This is a genomic window from Micromonospora sp. NPDC005291 (assembly GCF_040607415.1).
GTDB lineage: Bacteria > Actinomycetota > Actinomycetes > Mycobacteriales > Micromonosporaceae > Micromonospora.
On sequence record NZ_JBEXGR010000024.1, the window covers coordinates 1 to 24021 of the forward strand.

Below are 24021 nucleotides of genomic sequence, written 5' to 3' on the forward strand. Positions count from 1 at the left end.
GTGGTCGGGGGCGGTGTGGTGGGCGGCGGCGTGGTGGGCGGTGGAGTGGTCGGGGGCGGTGTGGTGGGCGGCGGCGTGGTGGGCGGTGGAGTGGTGGGCGGTGGAGTGGTGGGGGGCGGTGTCGTGGGCGGTGGGGTGGTCGGCGGTGGGGTGGTCGGGGGTGGACCGCCGGCCCGGTCGGCGACCAGGATGCCGCGACCGTTGGTGCCGAGGTAGACCCGGCCGTAGACGCGCGGGTCCCCGGTCAACGCCTCGGTGGGGTTGCCGTACTGGTGGCGGTCGTCGTTGACGCGTACCCAACTCGCGCCGGTGTCGTCGGAGCGGTGTACGCCGGGCTGACCGTCCACCGTGCCGTACAGGAACACGGCGGGATTGGTCCGCCCGGGTGCCGCCTTGCCGAAGCCGACGTTGCCGGAGGCACTGACGCCGTTCAGTTTGGTGAAGCTGGCACCGGCGTCGGTGGAGCGCCACAGCCCACCGGGCCCGGCCAGCCACAGCTCGCCCGTACGGCCCGGCAGCGCCTTGAAACGGACGTCGGAGGTGGGCAGCCCGGTCGCCGCGGTCGGGGAGAAGCTCGCCCCACCGTCGGTGCTCAGGTAGACCCGCCCGCCGCTGAGCCCGTAGAACCGGTTCGGGTCGACCCGGTCGGACTCGATGGTGGCGTTGGCCGGGATGCCGGTGGACGGCGTCCAGGAGTTGCCGAATCCGACCGAGTGGACGACGCGTTGGCCCGCGTCCCCAGGCGCCCAGACGAACCGGCTGCCGTCGGCCGCCGCGGCGACCGTGCCGCCGGTGTTGACCCCGGACGGCTCGGTGCCCTGGAACCAGGTGGCCCCGCCGTCGGTGGAGAAGGCGACGTGGCTGTCGGCGGGCCGGTCGGCGTCGGTGAAGTTGCCGGCACGGACCAGTACGGCCGGCTTGCTCTCGGCGTAGTCCAGGCTTGTCGTGGACGTGAAGACCGGCTGGGTGAACAGCATCGGCGGGATGGCGTCCAGGTCGGTGTGCCGGAAACCACCGACGTCACCGAGCGCGCTGATCAGTGGCGCACCGCTGGGTGGGCTGATCAGGTCGAGCACGGCCGTCTCCTCCAACCCGCGGACCATCGGCCGGATGGTGAACTGGCCCCCGGTGTCCCACCTGGTCAGGTCCGTGGTGCCGTAGATGGTGGCACCGGTGCCGTACATCATGCGGTCGGAGTCGTGTGGGTCGATCTCCACCGACTCGTTCATCCAGCCGAGCTTGGGTGCGGTCTCCGGCGGTGCCGGGTTGACGCCGAAGGTCAGCCAGGGCACCGCACTGACGTCCATGGTGTAGCGGCGGGACGTCTCCGGATAGTTGGTGAACTCCCAGATCCGGGTCCAGGTCGCCCCGCCGTCGGTGCTGCGATAGAAGATCGCGTCCGGCCACCAGGAGACCTGGGTGGCCACCATCAGCGTGTTCGGGCGCTGCCGGTCGATGGTGAGGCCGCTGTAGCCGAAGTAGGCGTCCGCGCTGGTGGACGGCAGCGGGCTGATCCGCGTCCAGGCCCCGGTCGACCGGGTGAACTTCCAGACGTCGCCCTTGCCGCCGTCGTACGGGCCGCCGGTGTCGCTGGTGGCGATGTAGAGGTGGCCGCCGACCGGGTCGACGACACCCTTGTGCGCCAGGTAGCCGGTGGGTTGGCCGGCGATGCGCGCCCAGGTCGCGCCGCCGTCGGTGCTGCGGTAGACCGGGTTCTCCTTGTCCGCCACGCCCACGTAGATGGTCTGCGTGGTGGAGCCGGCGGTGCCGGTGCTCTTGTCGAAGCTCACCCAGGTCAGGCCCTGGTTCTGCCCGTTGTAGCCGTTCGGGTCGCTGGGGTCGGCCCGGTAGTTGCCGGCGTTCGGGAATGCGGTGACCCGGGCCCAGGTCGCCCCGTGGTCGGTGCTGCGCCACAGCCCGTTGCCACCCTCGGCGCCGTAGTACACGATGCTGTTCCGGTTGGGGTCGACGGCCAGCCGCTCCCCCATTCCCCGGCCCGGCATGTTGCCGCCGTTCTTGAACGGCAACTCGGTGATCTGCCAGGTGGCACCCTTGTCGGCCGAGCGCAGGATCGCACCGTTGTTCGGGTCCCAGCCGTTGGTGTACATGCCGACCGCCGCGTACACCCGGTTGGTCTGCACCGGATCGGTGGCGATGCTGACCACGCCGTTGTAGCCCCACCGGTCGGCGCCGACCCAGTCGAGCAGCGGCGTCCACGACTGGCTGGCCTGCTCCCAGCGGTACGCGCCGCCGATGTCGGTCCGCGCGTAGATCAGATTTTTCTCGGTGGGACTGAAGACGATGCCGGGCACGAAGCCGCCACCGCCCACGGGGACGTTTCGCCAGGTGTACGCCTCTGCGGCGGCCGGGGCCGGGGCCGACCCGGCGGCGGTGAACGGGACCACCACGACGGCTGTGGCGGCGGCCAGCACGGACACGATCGTGCCAGCGAGACCTCTCGGCATCTGTGGTTCCTCTCGGGATGGAGCCCCGGGGGACGGGGTCGACCAGGTGGTGCCGCCGTGGCCTGGGGGACAGGCACGACGACGGGTACGGGCGGAGCTGCCCTGGCTCCCACCACCCGACGCGACGGCTCCCGCGATCGAGGAACGCGCTTACCGTAACCGATCCCGGCCGTCTATGGAAGCGCTCCCACCATTGATGTCGGTGCGTGTCCCAACCGGAGCCACCCCAGGCTCGGCGGGCCCGTCACCCGTTCCGGGCGAGGACGGCTCACCCGGGGCGGCGGCAGGATCGGACCCCGGCGGACCTCGGCCGCAGCCGCCTCCCGGTCCGCCAACCACGCACCGGAGGAGGGGCAGATGGCCATCGCGGAGATCGGCCGCACCGACCAGGACATCCAGAACGCCGTACTCGACGAGCTGACCTGGGAACCGCGGGTGCAGCCGCACGAGATCGGCGTGACAGTCGCCGAGGGCGTCGTCACGCTGACCGGCCGGGTGGACAGCTACGCCAAGAAGTGGGCCGCCGAACGGGCCGCCCACCGCGTCACCTGGGTCCGGGCCGTCGCCAACGACCTGACCGTGCAGCTGGCCAACGGCGCCGAGCGCACCGATCCGGACCTGGCCGCCGCCGCCAGCCACGCGCTGGAATGGGACGCGTTCGTGCCCATCGAGAAGCTCCAGGTCACCGTCTCGGCCGGCTGGGTGACGCTGCACGGCGAGGTCGAGTGGGAGTACCAGCGCCGAGCCGCCGAGCGGGCGGTCGGTCGGCTGACCGGCGTACGCGGGGTGAGCAACGGGATCACGGTCCGTCCGGCCGCCGCACCGGACGGCCGGAACCTGGCCGATCGGATCGTCGACGCCCTGGCCCGTGCCGGGGCGACCGAGGCCGAACGGATCAGCGTCCGGGTGCATGGCGACACCGCGATCCTCGCCGGGTTGGTGCACTCGATGCCCGAGCGGGCCGAGGTGGAGCAGGTGGCCTGGTCCGCGCCGGGCATCCGGGAGGTGCAGAACCACATCGCGGTCGCCCCGGTGCTGCGCTGAGCGAGCGCGGAACCACCCGGGGTGGGTGAGCCGACCTCACCCACCCCGGGAGCAGGCTGGGGGCATGAGTGATCCGAACGGGCTGATCCAACCGGGGCGCCCCGCGCCCGGCTTCACCCTGCCGGCCACCCCGGACGGGCGCCAGATTGGGCCCGAGCAGTTCCGCGGCCAGCCGATCGTGCTCGCCTTCTACCCCGCCGACTGGAGCCCGGTCTGCGGTGACCAGATGTCGCTCTACCAATCGGCGGCACCCGTCTTCGCCCAGTACCAGGCGGTGGTGCTCGGCATCTCGGTGGACAGCGTCTGGTCACACCGGGCGTTCGCGGAGAGCAGGGGCATCGAGTTCCCGCTGCTGGCCGACTTCGAGCCCAAGGGCGAGGTGGCCCGCCACTACGGCGCGTACAGCCCGCAGGGTGAGGCGGCGCGCGCACTGGTGGTGCTCGACCCGGCCGGGAAGGTGACCTGGAGCTACCTCTCCCCACCCGACGTCAACCCGGGCGCCGACGGCATCTTCGACGCGCTGGACCAGCTCGCCGCCGATCGGAAGGTGATGGCCCGATGACCACGCCACTGCAGGTCACGGCCCGACTTCGGGACCCGGTGACGACCGAGGACCACATTCGAGGGCCGGCCGACGCGTCGGTGACCATCGTCGAGTACGGCGACTTCCAGTGCCAGTTCTGCGGTGCCGCGTACCCGAACCTGCACGAGGTGCTGCGACAGCGGGCCGACACCGTACGGCTGGTCTACCGCTACTTCCCGATCGCCAACGTGCACCCGTACGCCGAACGCGCCGCCGAGACGGCCGAGGCCGCCGCGGTCCGGGGCCGGTTCTGGGAGATGCACGACTGGCTCTACGAGCATCAGGACCAACTCGACCCGGTGCACCTCTCGCTCGGTGTCGAGCAGGTCGGACTGCCGCCGGAGGAGCTGAACGCCGAGGTGGAGAGCCGTGCGCACGCGGACCGGGTGCGCCGGGACTTCGTGGGCGGCATCCGCAGCGGGGTGAACGGCACCCCCACCCTGTTCGTCAACGGCGTCCGGCACGAGGGCGGGTACGACCTGCCCGACCTGCTGGCGGCTGTGGACGGCGCGGGAGAGGCCTGACCACTCAGATCAGCCGCAACTCGCGCGCCCGCCGGACCGCCTCGCGCCGGCGGGTCGCGTCGAGTTTGCGGTAGATGTTGCGGACGTGGGTCTTGACCGTGTTGACCGAGAGGGACAGTTCGCTGGCGATCTCCACGTTGGACAGGATGCTCTGCAGGTAGCGCAGGATGGTCAGCTCCCGCTCGGTGAGCGGCTCGTCGAGCGTGCCCCTCGGCTCGGCGGCAGGCCGGGCGGCAGTCTGCCCAGCCCCTCGCACCAGGTCACTGACCAGCGGGAAGTGCGCGGTGCCCGCGTCGAGGTGTGCGGCCAGCAGGTCCCGCACCGGCGGTTCGGCGCGGGTGAAGACTCGCCGGCAGCCCTGCGGGCCGGCCAGATCCAGCACCTGCTCCAGGATCCGACCCGCCCGCCGCCCGTCCCCGGCTCGTTCGGCCAGCACCGCGTCCAGCAGGCCCGCGTTCAGGCGTACCGGCAGGGGCCAGGCCGTGGCGGCTGGTGCCTGCCAGCCCGGCAGGGTCCGCCCAGCGGCAGCGGTGTCGCCGGCCAGCAGCTCCACCCTCGCCACGGTGACCGCGAGCACCGGGTCGGCCCCGTCGTCTGCGCCGCCGGCCAGCAGGGCGCGGGCGGAGTCCAGGTCACCCCGTTCGGCACGCAGTTCGGCCTCGGCGGCCCGCAGTAGGCCGGCCACCTCGGCGGCGGACCGTCGGTCGACCAGCGCCTCCCGGGCCCGGACGAGCAGCCGTTGGCCGGCCGCCGGGTCGCCGGAGTCGCGGTGCAGTTGCGCCCGGCACAGCGCGGCCACCGCCACCGCCACCGGTTCGCCGGAAGCAGCGGCGAACCAGTCGTCGCCCGCATCCGCCTCGGAGTCGCCGACCCGGCCGCCGGAGACGCCGAGCGTCGGGCCGGCGAGGGCGAGGTTCGCCGCGGCCTCCTCGGGCTGGTCACGCAGCAGCGCCACCAGGGCCAACGCCAGGTACGCGTAGGCGCAGTCGAGCCGACAGGACCAGCCCCGACAGGGCGGCATGCCCAGCGCGTCCCGGGCCGCTTGCTCGGCCGCGCGCAGCTCACCGCGTACCGCGAGCAGCAGCGCGGCGCGACTGGCGGCGACCAGCTCCGTACGCGGCCGACCGGCCTCCCGAGCCGCCGCGCGGGCCCGGACGAACCGCGCGGTCGGCAGCGCCCCGTCGGCCAACTCGACCAGCCCGAGCGCGGTACCGGTGAACGCCCGTAGGTCCGCGTCATCGGCCGCACCGCCACCACCGGCGGTCGGAGCGGAACTCGCCACCCCGGTCGGCGCGGAGTCCGGCACTCGGGTCGGCGTGGAGCCCTCCGGACGGGTCCGCAGCAGCCGGGCGGCGGCGGCCCGGACCTCCGCCGGATCGTCGGCGAGCCGGGCCACGGTCAACTCCAGCGCGGTGACCAACCGCAGGAACCGGTCCCGGCGCGGTAGCGGCAGGCCCGCGGCGTGCCCGGCGGCGGCCCGCAGGTAGCCGGTGGCGGCGGAAAGATCACCGGCGTACGCACGCTCAGCGGCGCAGGCCAACGCCACCTCCGGATCGGCACGGATCACCTCCGTTGGCGGGGCCACGGGTGCCGGGGCGTGCACCGGGTCGCGGTCGTACCGGGTCAGCTCCGGCCAGTGCGCGACGAACAGGTCGCCGGCCAGGTCCCACCGGCCGCCGGCCAGCGCGTGCCGCAGACCGTCGGTCGGGCGTCCGTCGCCCGCGTACCAGTCGGCCGCCCGTACGTGCAGCTCACGCAGCTCGTCCACGGGCAGCCGGGCCAGGTCGGCGCGGAGCAGGTCGGCGAGCAGGGGCTCGCAGCGGTACCAGGGCGGGCGGCTGCCCTCCCGGTGCAGCAGACCACCGGTTCTGGCCAGGTCGGCGAGGGCCTGCCCGGCGTCGGCGCGCCCGGTCAGCGCCTCGGCCAGGTCGGCGCAGACGGTCTCGACGACGGCGGTACGACGCAGCAGGTCCTCGTCGGCCGGGTCGAGCGTCGCGAGCACCTCCTCGTGCAGATAGCCGGCGATCTCCGGTTGGTCACCACCGAAGTGCCCCACCCAGCGCTCCGGGTCGGCCTGCCCCCGCACCGCCAGCGCGGCGATGCGCAACGCGGCCGGCCAGCCCCCGGTGCGCTCGCGCAGCCGGTGCACGGCGACCGCCGGCAGCGCCGCGCCGTGGACGGTGAGCAGATCGGCCACCTCGTCGTCGGTGAACGCCAGCTCGTCGGGACCGATCTCGGTCAGCTCGCCGGCGAGGCGAAGCCGGTGCAGGGGCAGGTGCAGCCCGGCTCGCGCCCCGATCACCAGGTGCAGCCGCTGCTCGGCATGGCGCAGCAGGAACTCCAACCCGGTCAGCGCCGCCGGGTCGGCGACCCGCTGCAGATCGTCCAGGATCAGCAGCACCGGCCGGTCCGCGGCGGCGAGCGTGGCGGCCAGCACCTCCAGTTGGTCCGGGCGCGGCGGCCCGTCGGGCACCGGCCCGTCATCCGCGGACCCGGCCGCCGACCGCAGGGCCGCCGCCAGGTACGCCCAGAGCCGGTCACCGTCGTCACCGACCTCCACGGACACCCACGCCGACACCGGGCCGACCTCGGGCAGAACCGACAGGTTGCCGGAGTCGGGCACACCCGCGCCCGTTTCGGCCCCAGGTGTGTCGCCGGCCAGCCGCGCCCAGGAGGCGAGCAACGTGGTCTTGCCCCAGCCTGCGGGGGCGGCGACCAGGGTGACCGGTCCCGCACTGCCCTCGTTCAGCCGGCGTAGCAGTCGGGGACGGGCCACCACCGGCGCCGGCGGCACGGCCGGAATCAACCGGGACGCCAGCAGCGGTGCCTCCGCCCGGCGCCCCGCTGCCGTGTCGACCCCTGCGCGATCCCGCTGTTCTGGCACCCAGCCCCACCCCCACCACGCGTTCCGCCCCCGGTCGGCCAGCGGTTACCCGGCGCGGGCCGGTTCACCCCTTCCGGGCGAGCACGCTTCACCCGACCGGGACCGATGATCGAGGGACGTGAACCGGGAGGACGGGTGGGACCGATGGGACGGCTGGCGCGGGCGGGACCCGCCATCGGCAGCGCGGCGCTGACCGGCGCGGCGCGGCTGCTGCGCGTACCCCGATGGCGCGGCCGGACCGACGCGGAGGGCGACCCTGCCGCGCGGGCCCGGTGGGAGGTGGTGACGGTCGACCGGCCGCCGGAGCAGGTGCTCCCCGGTGGCCGATGGCCCGAACCGCTTGCCCGCCTGGACGGCGCGGTCGAGGTGCGGGTGCGACTGGCACCCGGCGACCGGGGCACCGAGCTGGCCGCCCGGCCCCTGGTCGGCGCCATCCCGCCCGCCGGGTTGGCCGCGCACCTGGTCGGGGACGACCCGGGTCTGCTGGTGCGCCGGACGTTGCGCCAGATCAAGCAACGTGTGGAGGCTGGCGAGGTGCTGCGCACGGACCGGTCCGCGCTGGACCGTTCCGAGGCCCACGGGTGAGGGCGCTGTGCTGGGTGGCCGCCGACGAGCTGGCGGTACGCGAGGTGCCCGACCCGGAGCTGCGCAACGAGCGCGACGTCATCGTCGGGGTACGCCGCAGCGCCACCTGCGGAGGGGACCTGCCGCTGCTGGCCGGCCCGGACCCGCTTCTGCGGACCGGGGACGTGCTCGGGGCCGAGTTCCTGGGCGAGGTGGTCGAGGTCGGCCCCGCGGTCCGCCGGCACCGGATCGGCGACCGTGTGGTCGTCGGCGCGAGCGTCGCCTGCGGCGGTTGCTGGTACTGCCGCCAGGGCCTGCACTCCTGCTGCGACAACGGCAGCGCCGACCCGGCGAGCACGGACCCGGGTTGGGGACGGTTGGACGCGGGCTGCTTCGGCCGGCCCCGGGCGGCGGGCGGCTTCGCGGGCGGTCATGCCGAGTACGTCCGGGTGCCGTACGCCGACGTGGGCGCGTTCCAGGTGCCGGACGCGGTCGACGACGACCGGGCGCTGTTCGCCGCCGACGCGGCGCCCGCCGGGTGGCTGGCGGCCGAGCTGGGTGCGGTACGACCCGGCGACGTGGTGGCGATCTGGGGCGCCGGGGCGGTGGGCCAGTTGACCGCTCAGGCGGCGGTGCTGCGCGGTGCCGCCCGCGTGCTGGTGGTGGACCGGTACGAGGAGCGGTTGCGGATGGCAGAGCGACACTCCGGCGCCGAGCCACTGGACTATCGCCGCACCGACATCGCGGCCGAGTTGCGCGATCGCAGCGGTGGGCGCGGGCCGGACGTGTGCGTGCTGGCGATCGGCACGTCACCGGCACGGTCGGCGACCGATCGGTTCGGTGGGCGTACCGCCGATCGACCGGACGCGCTGCGCGAGGCCGTGCACGCCTGCCGCAAGAGCGGTGTGGTGGTGGTGCTCGGCGGGGCCGACGAGTTCGTCGACGCGTTCCCGCTGGGCGCGGTGACCGACCGCCGGCTCACCCTGCGCGGGGCCCGTCGGCCCGACCTGCGGGACGTGCCGATGCTGTTGGACCGGATGGCCCGCGACGAGCTGCGCACCGAACATCTGGCCACCCACCGCCTGCCGTTGGAGCACGGCCCCCAGGGGTACGCGCTGTTCCGGGACCGGGCCGACGGCTGCGTACGGGCCGTGTTCACCCCGTGACGCCACACTCGTGATCGCCCATCGGCGACGGCGGATGGCAGACTCTGGGGATGGTTGGGGAGCGAACGTACGACGTGGTGCTGTTCGGGGCGACCGGATTCACCGGAGGTCTGACCGCCGAATACCTGGCCCGGCATGCGCCGCCCGGGTTGCGCTGGGCGCTGGCCGGGCGCAGCCCGGACCGCCTCGCCGCCGTCCGGGAACGGCTCGCCGCGATCGACCCGACGCTGGCCGGGTTGCCGCTGCTCACCGCCGACGTGACCGACGCCGACTCGTTGCGCGCGGTGGCGGACAGCGCCCGGGTGGTGGCCAGCACGGTCGGCCCGTACGTCCACCACGGGGAACCGCTGGTCGCCGCCTGCGCCCGAGCCGGCACCGACTACCTGGACATCACCGGCGAGTCGGAGTTCGTCGACCTGATGTATGTGCGTCACCACGACGAGGCGACCCGCACCGGCGCGCGGCTGGTGCACGCGTGCGGGTTCGACTCCATCCCGCACGACCTGGGCGTCTGGTTCACCGTCAAGCAACTGCCCGCCGACGTTCCGATCACGGTGGACGGTTACGTACGCGCCGGTGGTCGGTTCTCCGCCGGCACGTACCATTCCGCGCTCACCGCGTTTTCCCGCACCGGGCAGGCCAGCCGGGCCGCCCGGGACCGCCGGGCCGTCGAGCCGCGCCCCACGGACCGTCGGGTCCGGGCAATCCCCGGCCGGCTGGCCCGCTCAGCCGAGCTGGGCATCTGGACCGTGCCGCTGCCGACCATCGACCCGCAGGTGGTCCGCCGCTCGGCGGCGGCCCGTCCGGAGTACGGCCCGGACTTCCGCTACCGGCACTTCGCCGCGGTGAAGCGGCTGCCCACCGTGCTGGCCGGCGCGGCCGGGCTCGGCGCGCTCATGGGGCTGGTGAAGCTGCCGCCAAGCCGACGCTGGCTCCTCGGCCGGCTCGCCTCCGGGCAGGGGCCCACCGCGCAGCAGCGGGCGGCGTCCTGGTTCCGGGTCCGGTTCGTTGGCACCGGCGGCGGGCGGCGGGTGGTCACCGAGGTCGCTGGCGGCGACCCGGGCTACGACGAGACGGCGAAGATGCTCGGCGAGTCGGCGCTCTGCCTGGCGCTCGACGAGTTGCCGCCGACCGCCGGCCAGCTCACCCCGGTCGCCGCGATGGGCGACGCGCTGCTCGACCGGCTCATCCGGGCCGGTCTCACCTTCCGGGTGCTGGAGCAGGACACGACGACGCCGCAGGGGCAGGTGGCTTGACCCTCCACCAGGTCGAGGGGGCAGGATTCCCAGCGTGGAGAACGACCTGCACAGCATCGGCGAGCTGGCCCGGGCCAGCGGCCTGACCGTCAGCGCGCTGCGCTTCTACGACTCGGCGGGGGTGCTGGAGCCGGCCCTGGTCGACCCGATGAGCGGCTACCGCTGGTACACCGAGGAGCAGATCACCCCGGCCCGGTTGGTGGCCGGGCTGCGCCGGATCGGCATGCCGGTGCCGGAGATCGCCGCTGCGGTCCGCGCCGAGCCGGCCGGGGTGCACCGGCTGCTCGACACGCACCTGCGCCGGCTGGCGGACGGGCTCACCGACGCCCGACGTGAGGTCGCCCGGCTCCGGGCCCTGGTCGATCCGGCCGAGCCCGCCACCACCACGCTGCTGCTCTCCCCCGCCGGCCTGGCCGTCGCGGTCGACGCGGTGCGCTTCGCCGTCGGCACCGACCCGGAGCTGCCGGTGCTCTCCGGCGTGCTGCTCGACGTGGAGCCGGACGGCGTCCAGCTCGTCGCCACCGACCGGCACCGGCTCGCGGTGGCCCGGGTCGTGCCCGGGGCGACCGTCGACGGCCCACCGGTGCGGGTGCTCGTCCCCGTGGCCCTCATCGACCAGCTCCGCTTGCTGCTCGACGCCGCCGACACCCGGCCGGTGCGGCTGACCGCGTCCGGCGCCGACCTGCGGATCGTGGTGGCTGGCCGGACACTGACCGGCACCGCCCTGCCGTACGACTTCCCGGACTACCGCCGGTTGCTGCGCGAAGCCGTCGACGAGCGGCCAGCGGCTCGCCGGATCCCGGTGGACGTGGCGGCGCTGCGCGCCGCGCTGGCCGACCCGGCGGCACCCACGGTGTCGCGCGACTACGGTGGCGAGCTACGGGAGGTCACCGTGCTGGGCCTCGACGACCAGGGCGGCCTGCGCCTGCTCGCCACCGCCGACCTGTCCTCGGACGCGCTGCGGGTCGGGGTGGACGGTGGCTACCTGCTGGACGCGCTGAACGCGGCCGGCGCACCTCAACTGGTGTTGGAGCTGGACGGCCCGATCGCCCCGCTGGCCGTACGACGCCCGGACGACGCGGACACCTACTCCATGCTGATGCCGATCCGGCTCTGAACCGGGGTCGCCGCACCCCTTCCGCGCTCCCCGTCCCGGGGCGACGGGGGCGCGACGGTAGCATCTGGTGGTTCACCTGTGACCCCGGACGGAGGCGTACGGAGCAGCATGCTCGACATGGAGTTGATCCGGAAGGATCGCGAGGCGGTGGCAACCGCGCTGGCGAAGCGTCTGGATCCCGCCGAGGTCACCCGTGCCCTGGACGAGATCCAGCGGCTCGACCAGGAACGCCGCACCCTGATCACGGAGATCGACGCCGAGCGGCAGCGCCGCAAGGCGGAGGCCCGGGCGTACGCGCAGGCCAAGCGCGCCGGCGAGGAGCCGCAGGTCGCCGCGCCGGAGGCCGAGCGTCAGCAGCTCGCCGAGCTGGAGTCCCAGCTGGACGAGGTGCAGGCACGGCTGCGCACGGCGATGAGTGAGCTGCCCAACCTGCCGGCCGACGATGTCGTCGCCGGGGGCAAGGAAGCCAACCGGGTCGTGAAGACCTTCGGCGAGCCGCCGGTGATCGAGAAGGTCCGCGACCACGTGGAGCTGAGCCGTGCGCTGGGTCTGGTCGACTACGAGCGCGGGGTCAAGCTCGGTGGGTCCGGTTTCTGGATCTACACCGGGGTGGGCGCCCGGCTGGAGTGGGCGCTGCTCAACTACTTCATCGACCAGCACGTCAAGGCCGGGTACGAGTTCCTGCTCCCGCCGCACCTGCTACTGGACTCGGCCGGCTTCGCCGCCGGGCAGTTCCCCAAGTTCTACGACGACGTCTACCACCTGGACAAGGAGTCCGCCCCGCGCGGGCAGTTCCTGCTGCCCACGTCGGAGACGGCGATCCTCGGCGCGTACCAGGACGAGATCCTGGAGACCCCGAAGCTGCCGCTGAAGGCTTTCGCCTACACCCCGTGCTACCGGCGGGAGTCGGCCGGCTCGCACTCCGACGAGCGCGGCACGGTGCGTGGGCACCAGTTCAACAAGGTGGAGATCTTCCAGTTCACTCTGCCGGAGCAGGCCGACACGGCACTGGAGGAGATGCTCGCCCACGCCGAGAGCCTGGTCGAGGGGCTGGGCCTCCACTACCAGCGCACTCTGCTCTCGGCCGGTGACGCCAGCGCCTCGATGAAGAAGACCCTCGACATCGAGGTGTGGATGCCGAGCACCGGCAAGTACAAGGAGGTGTCGTCGGTCTCCTGGGCCGGTGACTACCAGGCCCGCCGGGCGGCCATCCGCTACCGCGAGCCGGGCGGCAAGCAGACCCGTTTCGTGCACACCCTCAACGGCTCGGCGCTGGCCACCAGCCGGCTCTTCCCAGCCATCCTGGAGCAGAACCAGCAGGCCGACGGCTCAGTCCTGATCCCCAAGGTCCTCCAAGACCGCCTAGGCACCGACCGCCTGTCCCCCCGCTAACCCCTCCCTCACCGCGTTGATCATGAAGTTATTGCCTCTCGCCTCGGCGTGTCGTGGCAATAACTTCATGATCAACCGGGCGGGGGCGGAGGCGCCTGGTCAGGGCTGCTGTTAGGAGGAGGGCGGCCAGGGCTGCCAGCAGCAGAGCCGGGCCGATGGTGTCCAGCGTCGTGGCCAGGGTGTGTTGGACCTGGGACGCCGCCTGGATCACCGGGTCGTGCAGGGCGTTGCGGTTGCCGGCGGCGAGCCGTAGCTCGTACCAGCCGTACCAGGCGACGTAACCGCCGGCGAGCAGCAGCACCAGGCCGCTGAGCCGGGGCACCAGCGCGCCGGCGACGCGCAGCCGGGCCACCAGCCCGTCGCGCAGCAGCGCCACACCGAGCGCGGCGACCGCGACCACCAGACCCATCCCGAGGGCGTACGCGCCGAACAGCGCCAGCCCGCGCCCCGTCGAGCCGGCCTGGAGGCTGGTCACCACGATGGCCAGGAACGGCGCGATGGCGCAGCCGAGCGACGCCAGCGCGTACGCCGCGCCGAACAGCACCATCGACGGCCAGGAACGGGTGAGCCGGGGCGCCCGGGCGGACCAGCCGGGCGCGGGCAGCCGCCGGCCGGCGAGCAGCCAGCAGCCGGCCACCACCAGCAGCACGCCGAGCGCCACGGTCAGCCACGGCAGCCGGGGCCGCAGCCAACCGGCCAGCGGCGCGAGCGCCAGGCCGAACGCGCCGAAGACCAGCACGTACCCCAGGGTCAGCCCGGCCGCCGCGGTAAGCGCGCGACCGACCGCGCCGCGGGCGTCCGTCGCCCCGGCGACCAACAGCGAGAGGTACGCGGGCAGCAACGCGAAGCCGCACGGGTTGACCGCGCCGAGCATGCCGGCGGTCAGCGCGAGCAGCAGTGGGGCGGTCACGCCCCGGCCAGGGCGGCGACCCGGGCGGTGAGCGCCTCTCCGTCCAGGAAGCCCTGGTGGACCACCTTGCCGTTCCGGTCGATGATCACGAAGATGCTCTGCTCGGTCACCTTGAACCGGCGCCAGAGCGTTCCCTTGCGGTCGTCGAGCTGTGGCGTCCCGGCGAGGTCGAACTCGGTGACGAACTCCTTCATGGCCTTCTGCTCACCGAGCCCGGCGACGCCGATGATCGGCACGGTGTCGCGGTATTGGGGCGCGACCTCGGCCACCGTCCAGGCCTGGCTGGCGCAGGTGGCGCACCACGGCGCCCAGAACCACAGCACCACGGGCCGGCCGGCGAGCTGTGCCGCGTCGAACGCCGCGCCGGTGAGGGTGGTGCCGGTGAAGCGCAGAGTGTCCGGAACCTGCGCCGGAGCGGCAGCCGGTGATCCGGGCGGAGCGGCAGCCGCGGAACCGGTCGGTGCGGCCGAGGCGCTGGTCGAGGCTGGTGGGGATCCGGCGGTGGCCGGTCCGGACGCCGCCGTGCCGGTGCAGGACGCCAAACCGAGCAGGGAAACGACGAGCGCGCCGGCAAGGGCGGCCCGACGATCCGCGTCGAGCCGGGGCGGTCGCCTCCATGCGTGCCAGCGGCGCATCCGCGTCTCCCTTCGACAGTCGCACTTCCCCTACACCAGGCTGCGAAGGGGTCTATCCCTACTCGGCCTTGGCCAGCCGGAGGGCCAGCTCGGGGCACACCTTGACCGCCTTCAGCGCGCCCTCCCGCAGCCAGGTCGGCACGGGGGTGGTCGGGAAGGCGGGATATCCGTTCGCGTCGAGCCGGATGAAATCCGGGACGACGTGCGCGCAGAGGCCGTGCCCGTCGCACCGCGACCAGTCCAGGGTGAGCTTCTGCGGGTTGAGATCGGGTGCGCCCGGCAGCCCCATCACGCCCTTGACCCGGCGGCCACAACCGTCGCCGGTGCTGTGCAGCCGCAGGTCGTCGGCGAAGACCTCGATCGCGGAGAGGGCGAACCGCGCGGTGCCGTCCGGGTGGCTGCACGCGCCCCGGCCCTTCACCTCGCCGGCGGCGGCCCGGACCACGTCGGCCGGTTGGCTCCCGGCGACGGCCAGGTCCACGGCGCGGGCCAGGTCCGGCAGGCCCATCTTGCACGGTCCGCACTGGCCGGCGGACTCGCCGGCCAGGTAGCGCACCACCTGCGCGGCCTCACCGAGCGGGCAGGTGTCGACGCCGAGCGGGATGATGATGCCCGCACCGAGGGTGCCGCCGACCGCGGCCAGGCCCTTGCGGGAGACCTCGGCCTTCTCCGCCGCCTCCGGGGTGATCCACTTGCCGTGGTAGCCGCCCATCAGGATGCCCTGCACGTCCGGCACCTCGCACAGGTCGAGGACGTCGCGCAGCGGCATGCCGGCGGTGCACTCCACCACGGCCGGCCGGCCCGCCGCGCCGGTCACGGTGAGCAGCACGGTGCCCGGCTCGTCGTCGGTGCCGAGCGCCGCGTACTCGTACGGGCCGAGTCGCGCCCCGACGGCGAGCTGGGCGTACGTCTCGGCGTTGGACAGCAGGGTGGGCAGGCCACTGACGCCGGAGTCGCTGGAACGCTTCTTGGTGCCCGGCGGAATGTGCGGCAGACCGTTGATCCCATTGACCAGCGCGCCGCCCTCGCCGGAGATGAACCGGTGCGGCACGGTGACGATGGTGGTCGGCACCGGCATCCGGCGCTCCTCCAGGGCCTCCATCAGCGAGTCCCGGCCAACCCCGTCGTCGGCCACGCCGATCACGATCTCGTCGGCGTCCAACGCGTACGCGGCCAGCGCCGCGCCGTCCAGGATCAGGTGGGGGGCGCGGGTCAGCAGGACCTTGTCCTTCCAGCTGGCCGGCTCCCCCTCGGTGGCGTTGACCACCACCACGGCGGCGAGGTCCTGCCGCTCGCACGACTCCAGCACCGCGCGCAGTTTGCGGGCGAACGGGAAACCCGCCCCGCCCTTGCCCTTGAGCTGCATGCCCTCGGCGAGCCGGAGCAGTTGCGCCGGCTCCATCGGGCCGATCGGGCCGTGCACCTCCTCGTGCGCGGCCAGGTCGAGCCGGCCGAACTCGGCGAAGCCGGCGGTGAGCCGGGGCTCACCCACGCAGGCGACCGCTGGCACGGCAGTCCGCATCATTTCGCCTCACCTCGCAGCCCAGCCCAGTACGCCCCGTCCACCGCATCCGCGCTGGCCTTGCGGCGCTTGGCGGACCGACCCTCGCCGGCTGCCCGCTTGGCGCGGCGAGACGCCAGGTCGACCAGGGTCGGGGTGTCGTCGACGGGCGGCGGCACCTCGTCCGGCACGTACCGGGCCGGGGGGCGCCAGTAGTCCGGCTCCTCCGGCAGGTCGTCCTCGACGCTGTGCCGGCCGCTGCCACTGCGGGGCGTCGCCGAGATCGGGCTGCTGGAGATCGGCTCGGCGGAGACGGGGCCGGCCGAGATCGGCTCGCCGGCCTGCCACCGGCGCGGGCTGTCCCACGGCTCCTCGGGCTCGGCGACCGTCGGTTGCGGCGGCGCCGAGTAGCGGCTGCCGTCGTCCTCGGTGCGGGACCGGCGGCTGGACCGCTCGGCGACCGGCTCCTCGGCGCTTCGCCGCCGCGTCGTGGCAGCCTCGTCCCGGGTACGCGAGCCGCGTCGCCGGGCCACCGGCTCCAACTCCTCCTCGTCGCGTCGACGGGTGTCGGTCTCCTCCGCGCTGCGGCGGGTCGAGCGGCGGGTCGCGGGCTCCTCGTCGCGCCGGCCGCGCGACGGCCGTTCGGTGTCGCGGCGGGCCGCGGGCTCTTCCTCGCGACGACGCCGGCTGGGCCGGGTCGGCTCGACGAGGGAGCCGGGCTCGGGCACCACCGGGACGGTGAACCGTTCGGGGTCGCGCCGCCCGGCTGGCGCGGCCCACGTGGCGGTGGTGGTCTCCGCCCAGGCGGGACGCTTGTCCGCATCGGAGGTGCGGCGGCGGCTCATACCGGCCAGCAGCGATCGGCCACGGCTCGCCTCGCCCGCCCGGCCGGCCAACGCCGCGTTCCGCACCGCGGCCTGGTGCTGCTCGCGGCTGCGCCGACCGATGGTGACCGAGAGCCGGACCAGCAGGGCCAGCACGACCAGCAGGATGCAACCGAGGTAGCTGAGCACCACCCAGGACTGCGCGGCCCGGCCGGCGTTGAGGCCGTGCAGCACAGAGAACGGCCAGGCCAGGTACGCGATGGAGTGCATCGTGCGCCACAGCCACTTCGGACCGACGCCGGCGAAGCGGGCCCGGATGATGCCGGTCCAGATCACGCTGACCATCAGCAGGGCGGCCACCGTGCCGAGCCCGACGTAGAGCCCTCGGCCGCCGACGAACGGCACCAACGCGTCGGTCGCCGCCGCACGACCCGTGGCGATCTTGGTGAGGACGTGGAAACCGAGCCCGGCCACGCCCAGCACGCCGGTGGCCCGGTGCGCCGACTGCATCAGCACCCGGTGCGAGATGCGCAGCACCAGCCGATCGGTGGCGAGCAGGCCGAGCATCACGGTGAGGCTCAACGCCACCAGGGCGATCACCCCGGCGAAGAACTCGGTGAAGAAGAAGCCGTACGCGTACGCCGTCTGGCCGGCGCCGGTCAGCATGATCGCCGCCCAGAGCGCGGCGAGCACCGACGCGATCAGCATGGCGGCCGCGGACCGCGACGGGGCGCGTACCCCCCGACTGCTGGCGCTGGTCCGGACGGTGGCCGCCTTCTGGTCCTGCTGTGCCCGGGCCATCTGCTCCTCGATCGTCTCGCGGCGGCGTACCACCGGCCGACCCCTGCTCCCCCATCCAGTACGGACCGGCGGGGCGCGCGGATCATCCGCTGGCGAAAATTTCTGGGGCGCGATCGAACCGAGTGGTGCCGACGTGCGTTGCACCCGCTCCCCCGCACCGGTTCAGACAGTGACAGATGTCCATGCATTGACAGTCACTGCAACACGCTTGTAACCTTTCAGAAAATTTCAGCCCGGGTTGCAAGATTCCGACAACCGGCGCTTCCCCGTCGCACCACCACCCCGCCCCTGCCCTCGTCAGGAGTCCTCGATGCACCGTCGTCGACGCGGCTCGGCGATCCTCGCCCTCGGCCTGATCGCCAGCCTGCTCGTCCCCACCACCATGACGGCACCCCCGGCCGTCGCCGCCCCGCCCGGCGGCAAGAAGGTCAACGTCCAGCTCTTCGAGTGGAACTGGCCCTCGGTGGCCAGCGAGTGCCAGAGCACGCTCGGCCCGAAGGGCTACGGCTACGTCCAGGTATCGCCCCCGCAGGAACACGTTCGGGGCAACCAGTGGTGGCTGGCGTACCAGCCGGTCAGCTACCGGATCGAGTCCCGCAAGGGCACCCGGGCCCAGTTCCAGTCGATGGTGAACACCTGCCACGCGGCCGGGGTCAAGGTGATCGTCGACGCGGTGATCAACCACATGTCCGGTCAGGCCAACGGCGGCACCGGCTGGACCGGCTCGTCCTACTCGCACTACGACTACCCGGGCATCTACCAGAACCAGGACTTCCACCACTGTGGGCGTAACGGTGGCGACGACATCGCCAACTACAACGACCGGTACGAGGTGCAGAACTGCGAGCTGGTCAACCTCTCGGACCTGAAGACCGAGTCGGACTACGTCCGTACGAAGATCGCGTCGTACCTCAACGACCTGCTCTCCCTCGGTGTGGACGGCTTCCGGTTGGACGCCAGCAAGCACATGCCGGCCGCCGACATCGCCGCGATCAGAGGCAAGCTCTCCCGCTCGGCGTACATCGTGCAGGAGGTCATCTACGGTGCCGGCGAGCCGGTCCAGCCGACCGAGTACACCGGCAATGGTGACGTGCACGAGTTCCGCTACGGCAAGGACCTGGCTCGGGTGTTCCGCTCGGAACGGCTGTCCTACCTGCGCAACTTCGGTGCGGGCTGGGGGCACCTGCCCACCGGGCCGGCCTCGGTGTTCGTCGACAACCACGACACCCAGCGCGACAGCGGTGGCGTGCTCACCTACAAGGATCGCGGCATCTACGCGCTGGCGAACGCGTTCATGCTGGCCTGGCCGTACGGGTCACCGACCGTCATGTCCAGCTACACCTTCAGCAACCGGGACGCCGGCCCGCCGTCGGACGGTGCCAACAAGACACTCAACACCACCTGCTACTCCGGCTGGGAGTGCGAGCACCGCTGGCCGATGATCGCCAACATGGTCGGCTTCCGCAACGCCACCGAGGGCGCCGGCATGGCCAACTGGTACGACAACGGCAACAACCACATCGCGTTCAGCCGTAGCGGCAAGGGTTTCATCACCGTCAACGACGAGGAGTCCGCGGTGAACGGCCGCTCCTACTACACGGGGCTGCCCGCCGGTCGGTACTGCGACGTCATCCACGGCACGTACGCGGGCGGCACGTGCAGCGGGCCGGTGATCACGGTGGACGGTAGCGGCTGGTTCGCGGCCATCGTGCCGGCGCACGACGCGGTGGCCATCCACATCGGCGCCCGGATCTGAGTCGGCTGGGGCCTCCGGCCGGCGGGTATCGCCGAACCGGGGGCCCCGAACCATCCGCCACCATAGAGTGGTTTCGTGCCGTTTGACCCAAACTCTTCGTACCGTCGCCGTGTCGGCTGGGTGGCCGCCGCCATCGCCGTACCCGCACTGCTGGTGGCCGCACTGCTGGTCGGCCAGGCCCTCACACCGAGCTCGACGACCCCCGACGACCGGGTTGTCGTGGCAGCCGACCCGACCCCGAGCAGTGTGGAGCAGAGCCCCGAGGAGTCGGTCCCCCCGGCCGCGCCCGCCCCGGCCGGGCTGCCGGTGGTCGACTACGACCCGGCCCCCGGAGGGTTCCCCGCCGATCCGGCCAGCATGGACACCACGCCGCTGACCGAGGGCGTGCACCCGACCAAGCGGATCGCCGCGTACGACGCGCCCGGCGGTCGTCCGCGAGCCTTCCTCGAACCGTCGATCCGCGGTGTCGAGCTGACCATGCCGATCGCCGAGCGGCGCGCCGGTTGGACGGCAGTCCTGCTGCCCTCGGCCAACCGGCGGCTCGCCTGGCTGCCGGCCGGCGGGTTCGACACCGTGCCGCTGCGCGACCAGATCGTGGTGGAGCGCAAGGTCCACCGGCTCACCTGGTACCGCGCCGGCAAGGCGGTGCGCTCCTGGGAGGTCAGCCTCGGCCAGTCGGGGCAGAACACTCCGCTCGGGCGGACCTTCATCCTGGGCCGCACCCCACCGCCGGAGGCGGTCTACGGCGGGGTGGACATCTACGCCCTCGGTTCGATCCCCGACGACCCGGAGTCGGTGCCGGCCGGGCTGCGCGGCGCGCACATCGGGGTGCACACCTGGCACAACGACGACGAGCTGGGCGAGAACACCACCAACGGCTGTATCCGGCTGACCCGCAGCGGTCAACGGGAGTTGCTCGCCGAGGTCCGCCCCGGCAGCAGCGTGCTGGTGGTCGACCAACTGCCCACCCCGCCGCCCACCGCCTGAGCGGCGCACAGGGGGCACAACGCTCACTCGCCGAGCAGCCAGCCGTTCTGCTCGGCGACCCGGATCGCATCGGCCCGGTTGCGGGCGCCGGTCTTGCCGATCGCCGCCGAGAGGTGGTTGCGTACCGTCCCCTCGGACAGGTGCAGTGCGCCGGCCAGGTCGGCGACCGTGCCACCGTCCCGGGCCGTCCGCAGCACCTCGGTTTCCCGCCCGGTCAGCGGGCTGACCCCGGTGGCCAGGGTCTCCGCCGCCAATGTCGGGTCGACCACCCGCAGGCCGGCGTGCACCCGGCGGACCGCGTCGGCGAGTTGCCGGGCCGGGGTGTCCTTGACCACGAAGCCGCTCGCGCCGGCCTCCATCGCCCGGCGCAGGTAGCCGGGCCGGCCGAAGGTGGTCACCACCAGCACCCGGCAGGTCGGCAGCGCGGCCCGTAACGCGGCGGTGGCGGCGATCCCGTCCATGCCGGGCATCTCCACATCCAGCAGGGCGACGTCGGGGGCACACCGGCGGGCCTCGGGCACCACCTCGTCGCCCCGGCCGACCTCAGCCACCACGGTCAGGTCCTCCTCCAGCGAGAGCAGCGCGGCCAGCGCACCCCGGACCAGCGCCTGGTCGTCGGCGAGCAGCAGCCGGATCGGCGCGGGCTGGCTCACCGGGCCTCCGCCGGGGTGCGTACCCGCAGCAGGAAGCCACTTCCGTCCGGCCGGCGACCGACGCTCACCACGGCGTCCAGCCGCCGCGCCCGCTCACACAGGCCGATCAGCCCGTGCCCGGTCGCGTCGGGAGTGGACGGACCGCGACCGTCGTCGCTCACCTCGACCCGGTCCGGGTGTACCCGGATCGTGCAGCACCGCGCCCCGCTGTGTCGGACCACGTTGGTCACCCCTTCCCGCACCGTCCAACCGAAGAACCGGTCCCACTCGTCCGGCAGCGCCGGCACCTCGGCCGGCAGGTCCGCCGCGATGCCCGCCGCGGCCAGCGCGGAGCGGGCGCCGGCCAGCTCCACGGCGAGAGTGACCTCGCGGTACGCCCCAACCGTCTGTCGTACGTCGGCCAGTGCCGCCCGAGCCAGCCCCTCCACCTCGGCGATCTCGGCGGCGGCGCGGTCCCGGTCCACCTCGATCAGCCGGCCGGCCAACTCGGCCTTGATCGCCACCACGGTCAGTGAGTGCCCGAGGATGTCGTGCAGGTCGCGGGCGGCGCGGGCCCGCTCCTCGGTGACCGCGAGCCGGCCGATCTCCTGCTGGGCGGCCTGGAGTTCACTGTTGCGCTGGGCCAGCTGCGACACCCCGAACATGGCGAACGAGGCGAGCAGCACCGCGAAGACGATGCCGCTCTCCGCCTCCCAGCCCGGCACCAGCCAGGACGCCAGGACGGGGGTGACCGCGCAGAGTGCCACGCTGGCCGCCGCCTCCCACCGCGGCAGCAGGAACACCGCCGCCGCCGCTACATAGACCAGGGTGGCCAGCCAGTCCCCCTCGGTGCCCGGGATGCTGGCCAGGCCCACCGCGAGCAGGAGCAGGAGCCCGACCCGCGCCCGGCCCGCCGGGATCGGCAGCAGGGACTGGCGCAGCCGGCGGGCCCACTGGAACAGCAGCACGTAACCGACCCCGAAGACCACCAGGGCGGTCACGCCGAGGACTTGCCGCCAGAGCTGTGGCTGGTGCACCGCGGTGGAGAGCGGCACGTTGAGGAAGAACAGCCAGACCGCGGCCAGCAGCCAGCCGGTGTACCGCCAGTGGCGGTTCGCCGGCCGGGGCTGCCCCGTGGAGAGGTCCATCGGGTTCACGCTAGCCGTCGCGCCGGTCAGACCCGCGCGGTGTCCCGGCGGAACAGCCGGGCCGCACCGACGCCGAAGACCAGCGCCCAGACGACGAGGTTCGCCACCGCCGCCGCGCTCACCCCCTCGCCGGTCAGCGGGGCACGGGCCAGCACGCCCATGCCGTACACCGGGGTGAACTTCGCGACCTGCTGGAGCACCTCCGGCAGCACCTCGACCGGGACGAACAGCCCGCCGAACATGGCCAGCACGGCCAGGATCGGGCCGATGAACTGCATGACGTTCTCGGCCGGCACCAGGTAGCCGATGAACAGACCGAACGCGGCGAAGACCAGCGACCCGATCCAGGCGGCGAGCCCGGACAGCAGCCAGACGTACACCGGGATGCGGACCCCGGCCGCGGCGCCCACCAGGAACTCGACCACGACCGCGAGCAGCCCGAGGGTCATCGCGGTGATCAGCTTGGTGGCCACGTACGCGGTCGGGCGCAAGGGGGTGAGCCGCAGCTGCCGGCTCCAGCCCAGCGCCCGCTCGGTGGCCACCGCGCCACCGGCGCTGGTGGTCGCCACCATGGCCGCGTACACGGCCAGGCTGATCATGACGTACGCCGTCACCGGGCGGCCGTTGTCCAGCAGCTGCCCGCCCTGTGGCAGGCCGAAGATGAGGAAGAAGACGCCCGGCATGATCAGCGTGAAGGCGAGGGTGCGGCGGTTGCGCAGCACCCGGCGCAGCTCGATGCGCAGGACGCCCGGGGCGAACCCGCCCAGGGCGGGCAGCCGACGGTCCGGCTCATCGGCACGGGCGGTGACAGGGGTGGGGGTGGCCGGCAGGGTGGTCATCTCAGGCTCCGGTGTGCGCGGTGGTCAGGGCGAGGAAGGCGTCCTCGAGGTTGCGGGAGGTGATCTCCACATCCCGGGCGTTGGTCCGGGTGAGCAGGTGCCGGGCGATCGCGTCCGAGTCGCCGGTACGCACCAGCACGCTGTCGCCGCGTACCTCCACGGCGTCCACGCCAGGCAGCGCGGCGAGCGCGGCCTGGTCGGCGCCGGGCAGGGTGGCCCGCACCGTACGGCCGGCGGCCAGGTTCTTGATTTCCGCGGTGGTGCCGTCGGCGACGATGCGCCCCTGCCGGACCAGCACGATCCGGTCGGCGTACGCGTCCGCCTCGTCCAGGTAGTGGGTGGCGAAGATGACGGTCCGTCCGGCGCGGGCGTCACGGCGAAGGGCCTGCCAGAAGTCCCGCCGGCCCTCGACGTCCATGCCGGTGGTCGGCTCGTCGAGCACCATCAGATCCGGGTCGGGCAGCAGGGCCAGCGCGAAGCGCAGTCGCTGCTGCTGGCCGCCGGAGCAGCGCCCGACCACACGATCGGTGATGTCGGCGATGCCGGCCCGCTCCAGCACCTCGGCGGCCGGGCGGGTGTGCCGGTAGAAGTGGGCGGTCATCTGGACCGTCTCGCCCACCGTGAGGTCCTTGAGCAGCCCGCCGGTCTGGAGCACGGCGGCGACCCGACCCCGGGCCACCGCGTTGTCCGGAGTGCCGCCGAGGATACGGACGGTGCCCGCGTCCGGGCGGGCCAGCCCGAGCAGCATGTCGATGGTGGTGGTCTTGCCCGCGCCGTTCGGGCCGAGGAAGGCCACCACCTCGCCGGGCTGCACCCGCAGGCTCAACCCGTCGACCGCGGTCACCGCGCCGAAGGTCTTGGTGAGGCCGTCCAACTCGACAGCCGGATGCGTACTGGTCATGTCACTGATGCTCCAGCGGCGCGTACTCCGATGCCCGGAGCGGTCGTCACGTCCCGGCCGTGACATTTGTCAGGGGCCGAGCCGATCTTGCG

20 protein-coding genes are annotated in these 24021 nt (G+C 73.3%); 10 read left to right on the forward strand and 10 right to left on the reverse strand.

Features of this window, described 5'->3' with window-relative positions:
* The coding region (locus ABZT18_RS26240) for a xyloglucanase (RefSeq protein ID WP_355252682.1) at nucleotides 1–2465 on the reverse strand (2465 nt) is incomplete at its 3' end.
* A gap of 357 nt (nucleotides 2466–2822) precedes the next feature.
* Between ABZT18_RS26240 and ABZT18_RS26245 the strand changes: the two genes are divergently transcribed.
* The 3 genes from ABZT18_RS26245 (at nucleotide 2823) to ABZT18_RS26255 (ending at nucleotide 4616) form a co-directional block, all read left to right on the forward strand.
* A complete protein-coding gene (locus tag ABZT18_RS26245) occupies nucleotides 2823–3509 on the forward strand; it encodes a BON domain-containing protein (RefSeq protein ID WP_354997001.1) in 687 nt (228 codons plus the stop codon).
* A gap of 64 nt (nucleotides 3510–3573) precedes the next feature.
* A complete protein-coding gene (locus ABZT18_RS26250; protein WP_354997000.1) occupies nucleotides 3574–4071 on the forward strand; it encodes a redoxin domain-containing protein in 498 nt (165 codons plus the stop codon).
* A complete protein-coding gene (locus ABZT18_RS26255) occupies nucleotides 4068–4616 on the forward strand; it encodes a thioredoxin domain-containing protein (RefSeq protein WP_354996999.1) in 549 nt (182 codons plus the stop codon). Before ABZT18_RS26250 ends, ABZT18_RS26255 begins: the two co-directional genes overlap by 4 nt.
* Before the next feature lie 4 nt (nucleotides 4617–4620).
* Here ABZT18_RS26255 and ABZT18_RS26260 read toward each other — a convergent pair whose 3' ends face one another.
* Nucleotides 4621–7500 (reverse strand): LuxR C-terminal-related transcriptional regulator, encoded by a 2880-nt coding sequence (locus ABZT18_RS26260; RefSeq protein ID WP_354996998.1) that lies wholly within the window; start codon nucleotides 7498–7500, stop codon nucleotides 4621–4623.
* A 144-nt stretch (nucleotides 7501–7644) separates the two neighbouring features.
* Here ABZT18_RS26260 and ABZT18_RS26265 point away from each other — a divergent pair, with 144 nt between their 5' ends.
* From ABZT18_RS26265 to serS, 5 genes are all read left to right on the forward strand, one after another.
* Nucleotides 7645–8085 (forward strand): hypothetical protein, encoded by a 441-nt coding sequence (locus ABZT18_RS26265; RefSeq protein ID WP_354996997.1) that lies wholly within the window; start codon nucleotides 7645–7647, stop codon nucleotides 8083–8085.
* On the forward strand, nucleotides 8082–9230 hold the full coding sequence (locus ABZT18_RS26270; RefSeq protein ID WP_354996996.1) for an alcohol dehydrogenase catalytic domain-containing protein: 1149 nt from the start codon (nucleotides 8082–8084) through the stop codon (nucleotides 9228–9230). Before ABZT18_RS26265 ends, ABZT18_RS26270 begins: the two co-directional genes overlap by 4 nt.
* 50 nt (nucleotides 9231–9280) lie before the next feature.
* On the forward strand, nucleotides 9281–10486 hold the full coding sequence (locus tag ABZT18_RS26275) for a saccharopine dehydrogenase NADP-binding domain-containing protein (RefSeq protein WP_354996995.1): 1206 nt from the start codon (nucleotides 9281–9283) through the stop codon (nucleotides 10484–10486).
* 46 nt (nucleotides 10487–10532) lie between these two features.
* Nucleotides 10533–11603, forward strand: coding sequence for a MerR family transcriptional regulator (locus ABZT18_RS26280; RefSeq protein WP_354997005.1), 1071 nt, complete (start codon nucleotides 10533–10535; stop codon nucleotides 11601–11603).
* A gap of 108 nt (nucleotides 11604–11711) precedes the next feature.
* On the forward strand, nucleotides 11712–12995 hold the full coding sequence (gene serS, locus ABZT18_RS26285) for a serine--tRNA ligase (RefSeq protein WP_354997004.1): 1284 nt from the start codon (nucleotides 11712–11714) through the stop codon (nucleotides 12993–12995).
* A 28-nt stretch (nucleotides 12996–13023) separates the two neighbouring features.
* Here the strand turns inward: serS and ABZT18_RS26290 are convergent, their stop codons facing one another.
* Genes ABZT18_RS26290 through ABZT18_RS26305 form a run of 4 tightly spaced genes read right to left on the reverse strand, consistent with a single transcriptional unit; the run spans nucleotide 13024 to nucleotide 17699 of the window.
* Nucleotides 13024–13905, reverse strand: a complete 882-nt coding sequence (locus tag ABZT18_RS26290; protein ID WP_354996994.1) for a cytochrome c biogenesis CcdA family protein — start codon at nucleotides 13903–13905, stop codon at nucleotides 13024–13026.
* Nucleotides 13902–14540 (reverse strand): redoxin domain-containing protein, encoded by a 639-nt coding sequence (locus tag ABZT18_RS26295; protein ID WP_354996993.1) that lies wholly within the window; start codon nucleotides 14538–14540, stop codon nucleotides 13902–13904. The genes ABZT18_RS26290 and ABZT18_RS26295 overlap by 4 nt, the downstream gene beginning before the upstream one ends.
* A gap of 58 nt (nucleotides 14541–14598) precedes the next feature.
* Nucleotides 14599–16065, reverse strand: a complete 1467-nt coding sequence (locus ABZT18_RS26300) for an NADH-ubiquinone oxidoreductase-F iron-sulfur binding region domain-containing protein (RefSeq protein ID WP_354996992.1) — start codon at nucleotides 16063–16065, stop codon at nucleotides 14599–14601.
* The gene (locus tag ABZT18_RS26305) at nucleotides 16062–17699 is read right to left on the reverse strand and encodes a hypothetical protein (RefSeq protein ID WP_354996991.1); all 1638 of its coding nucleotides are present in this window, start codon (nucleotides 17697–17699) and stop codon (nucleotides 16062–16064) included. The genes ABZT18_RS26300 and ABZT18_RS26305 overlap by 4 nt, the downstream gene beginning before the upstream one ends.
* A gap of 277 nt (nucleotides 17700–17976) precedes the next feature.
* Between ABZT18_RS26305 and ABZT18_RS26310 the strand changes: the two genes are divergently transcribed.
* Nucleotides 17977–19422, forward strand: coding sequence for an alpha-amylase family protein (locus tag ABZT18_RS26310; RefSeq protein WP_354996990.1), 1446 nt, complete (start codon nucleotides 17977–17979; stop codon nucleotides 19420–19422).
* 75 nt (nucleotides 19423–19497) lie between these two features.
* Nucleotides 19498–20409, forward strand: coding sequence for a L,D-transpeptidase (locus ABZT18_RS26315; RefSeq protein ID WP_354996989.1), 912 nt, complete (start codon nucleotides 19498–19500; stop codon nucleotides 20407–20409).
* A 23-nt stretch (nucleotides 20410–20432) separates the two neighbouring features.
* Here the strand turns inward: ABZT18_RS26315 and ABZT18_RS26320 are convergent, their stop codons facing one another.
* The 4 genes from ABZT18_RS26320 to ABZT18_RS26335 are packed head-to-tail and all read right to left on the reverse strand — an operon-like array spanning nucleotide 20433 to nucleotide 23929.
* The gene (locus ABZT18_RS26320) at nucleotides 20433–21062 is read right to left on the reverse strand and encodes a response regulator transcription factor (protein ID WP_355252685.1); all 630 of its coding nucleotides are present in this window, start codon (nucleotides 21060–21062) and stop codon (nucleotides 20433–20435) included.
* Complete coding sequence (locus tag ABZT18_RS26325) at nucleotides 21059–22189, reverse strand: histidine kinase (RefSeq protein WP_355252688.1); 1131 nt, start codon at nucleotides 22187–22189, stop codon at nucleotides 21059–21061. Before ABZT18_RS26325 ends, ABZT18_RS26320 begins: the two co-directional genes overlap by 4 nt.
* A 26-nt stretch (nucleotides 22190–22215) precedes the next feature.
* The gene (locus ABZT18_RS26330; RefSeq protein ID WP_355252691.1) at nucleotides 22216–23028 is read right to left on the reverse strand and encodes an ABC transporter permease; all 813 of its coding nucleotides are present in this window, start codon (nucleotides 23026–23028) and stop codon (nucleotides 22216–22218) included.
* Between the two features lies 1 nt (nucleotide 23029).
* Complete coding sequence (locus tag ABZT18_RS26335) at nucleotides 23030–23929, reverse strand: ABC transporter ATP-binding protein (RefSeq protein WP_355252694.1); 900 nt, start codon at nucleotides 23927–23929, stop codon at nucleotides 23030–23032.
* Between the last annotated feature and the right edge of the window lie 92 nt (nucleotides 23930–24021).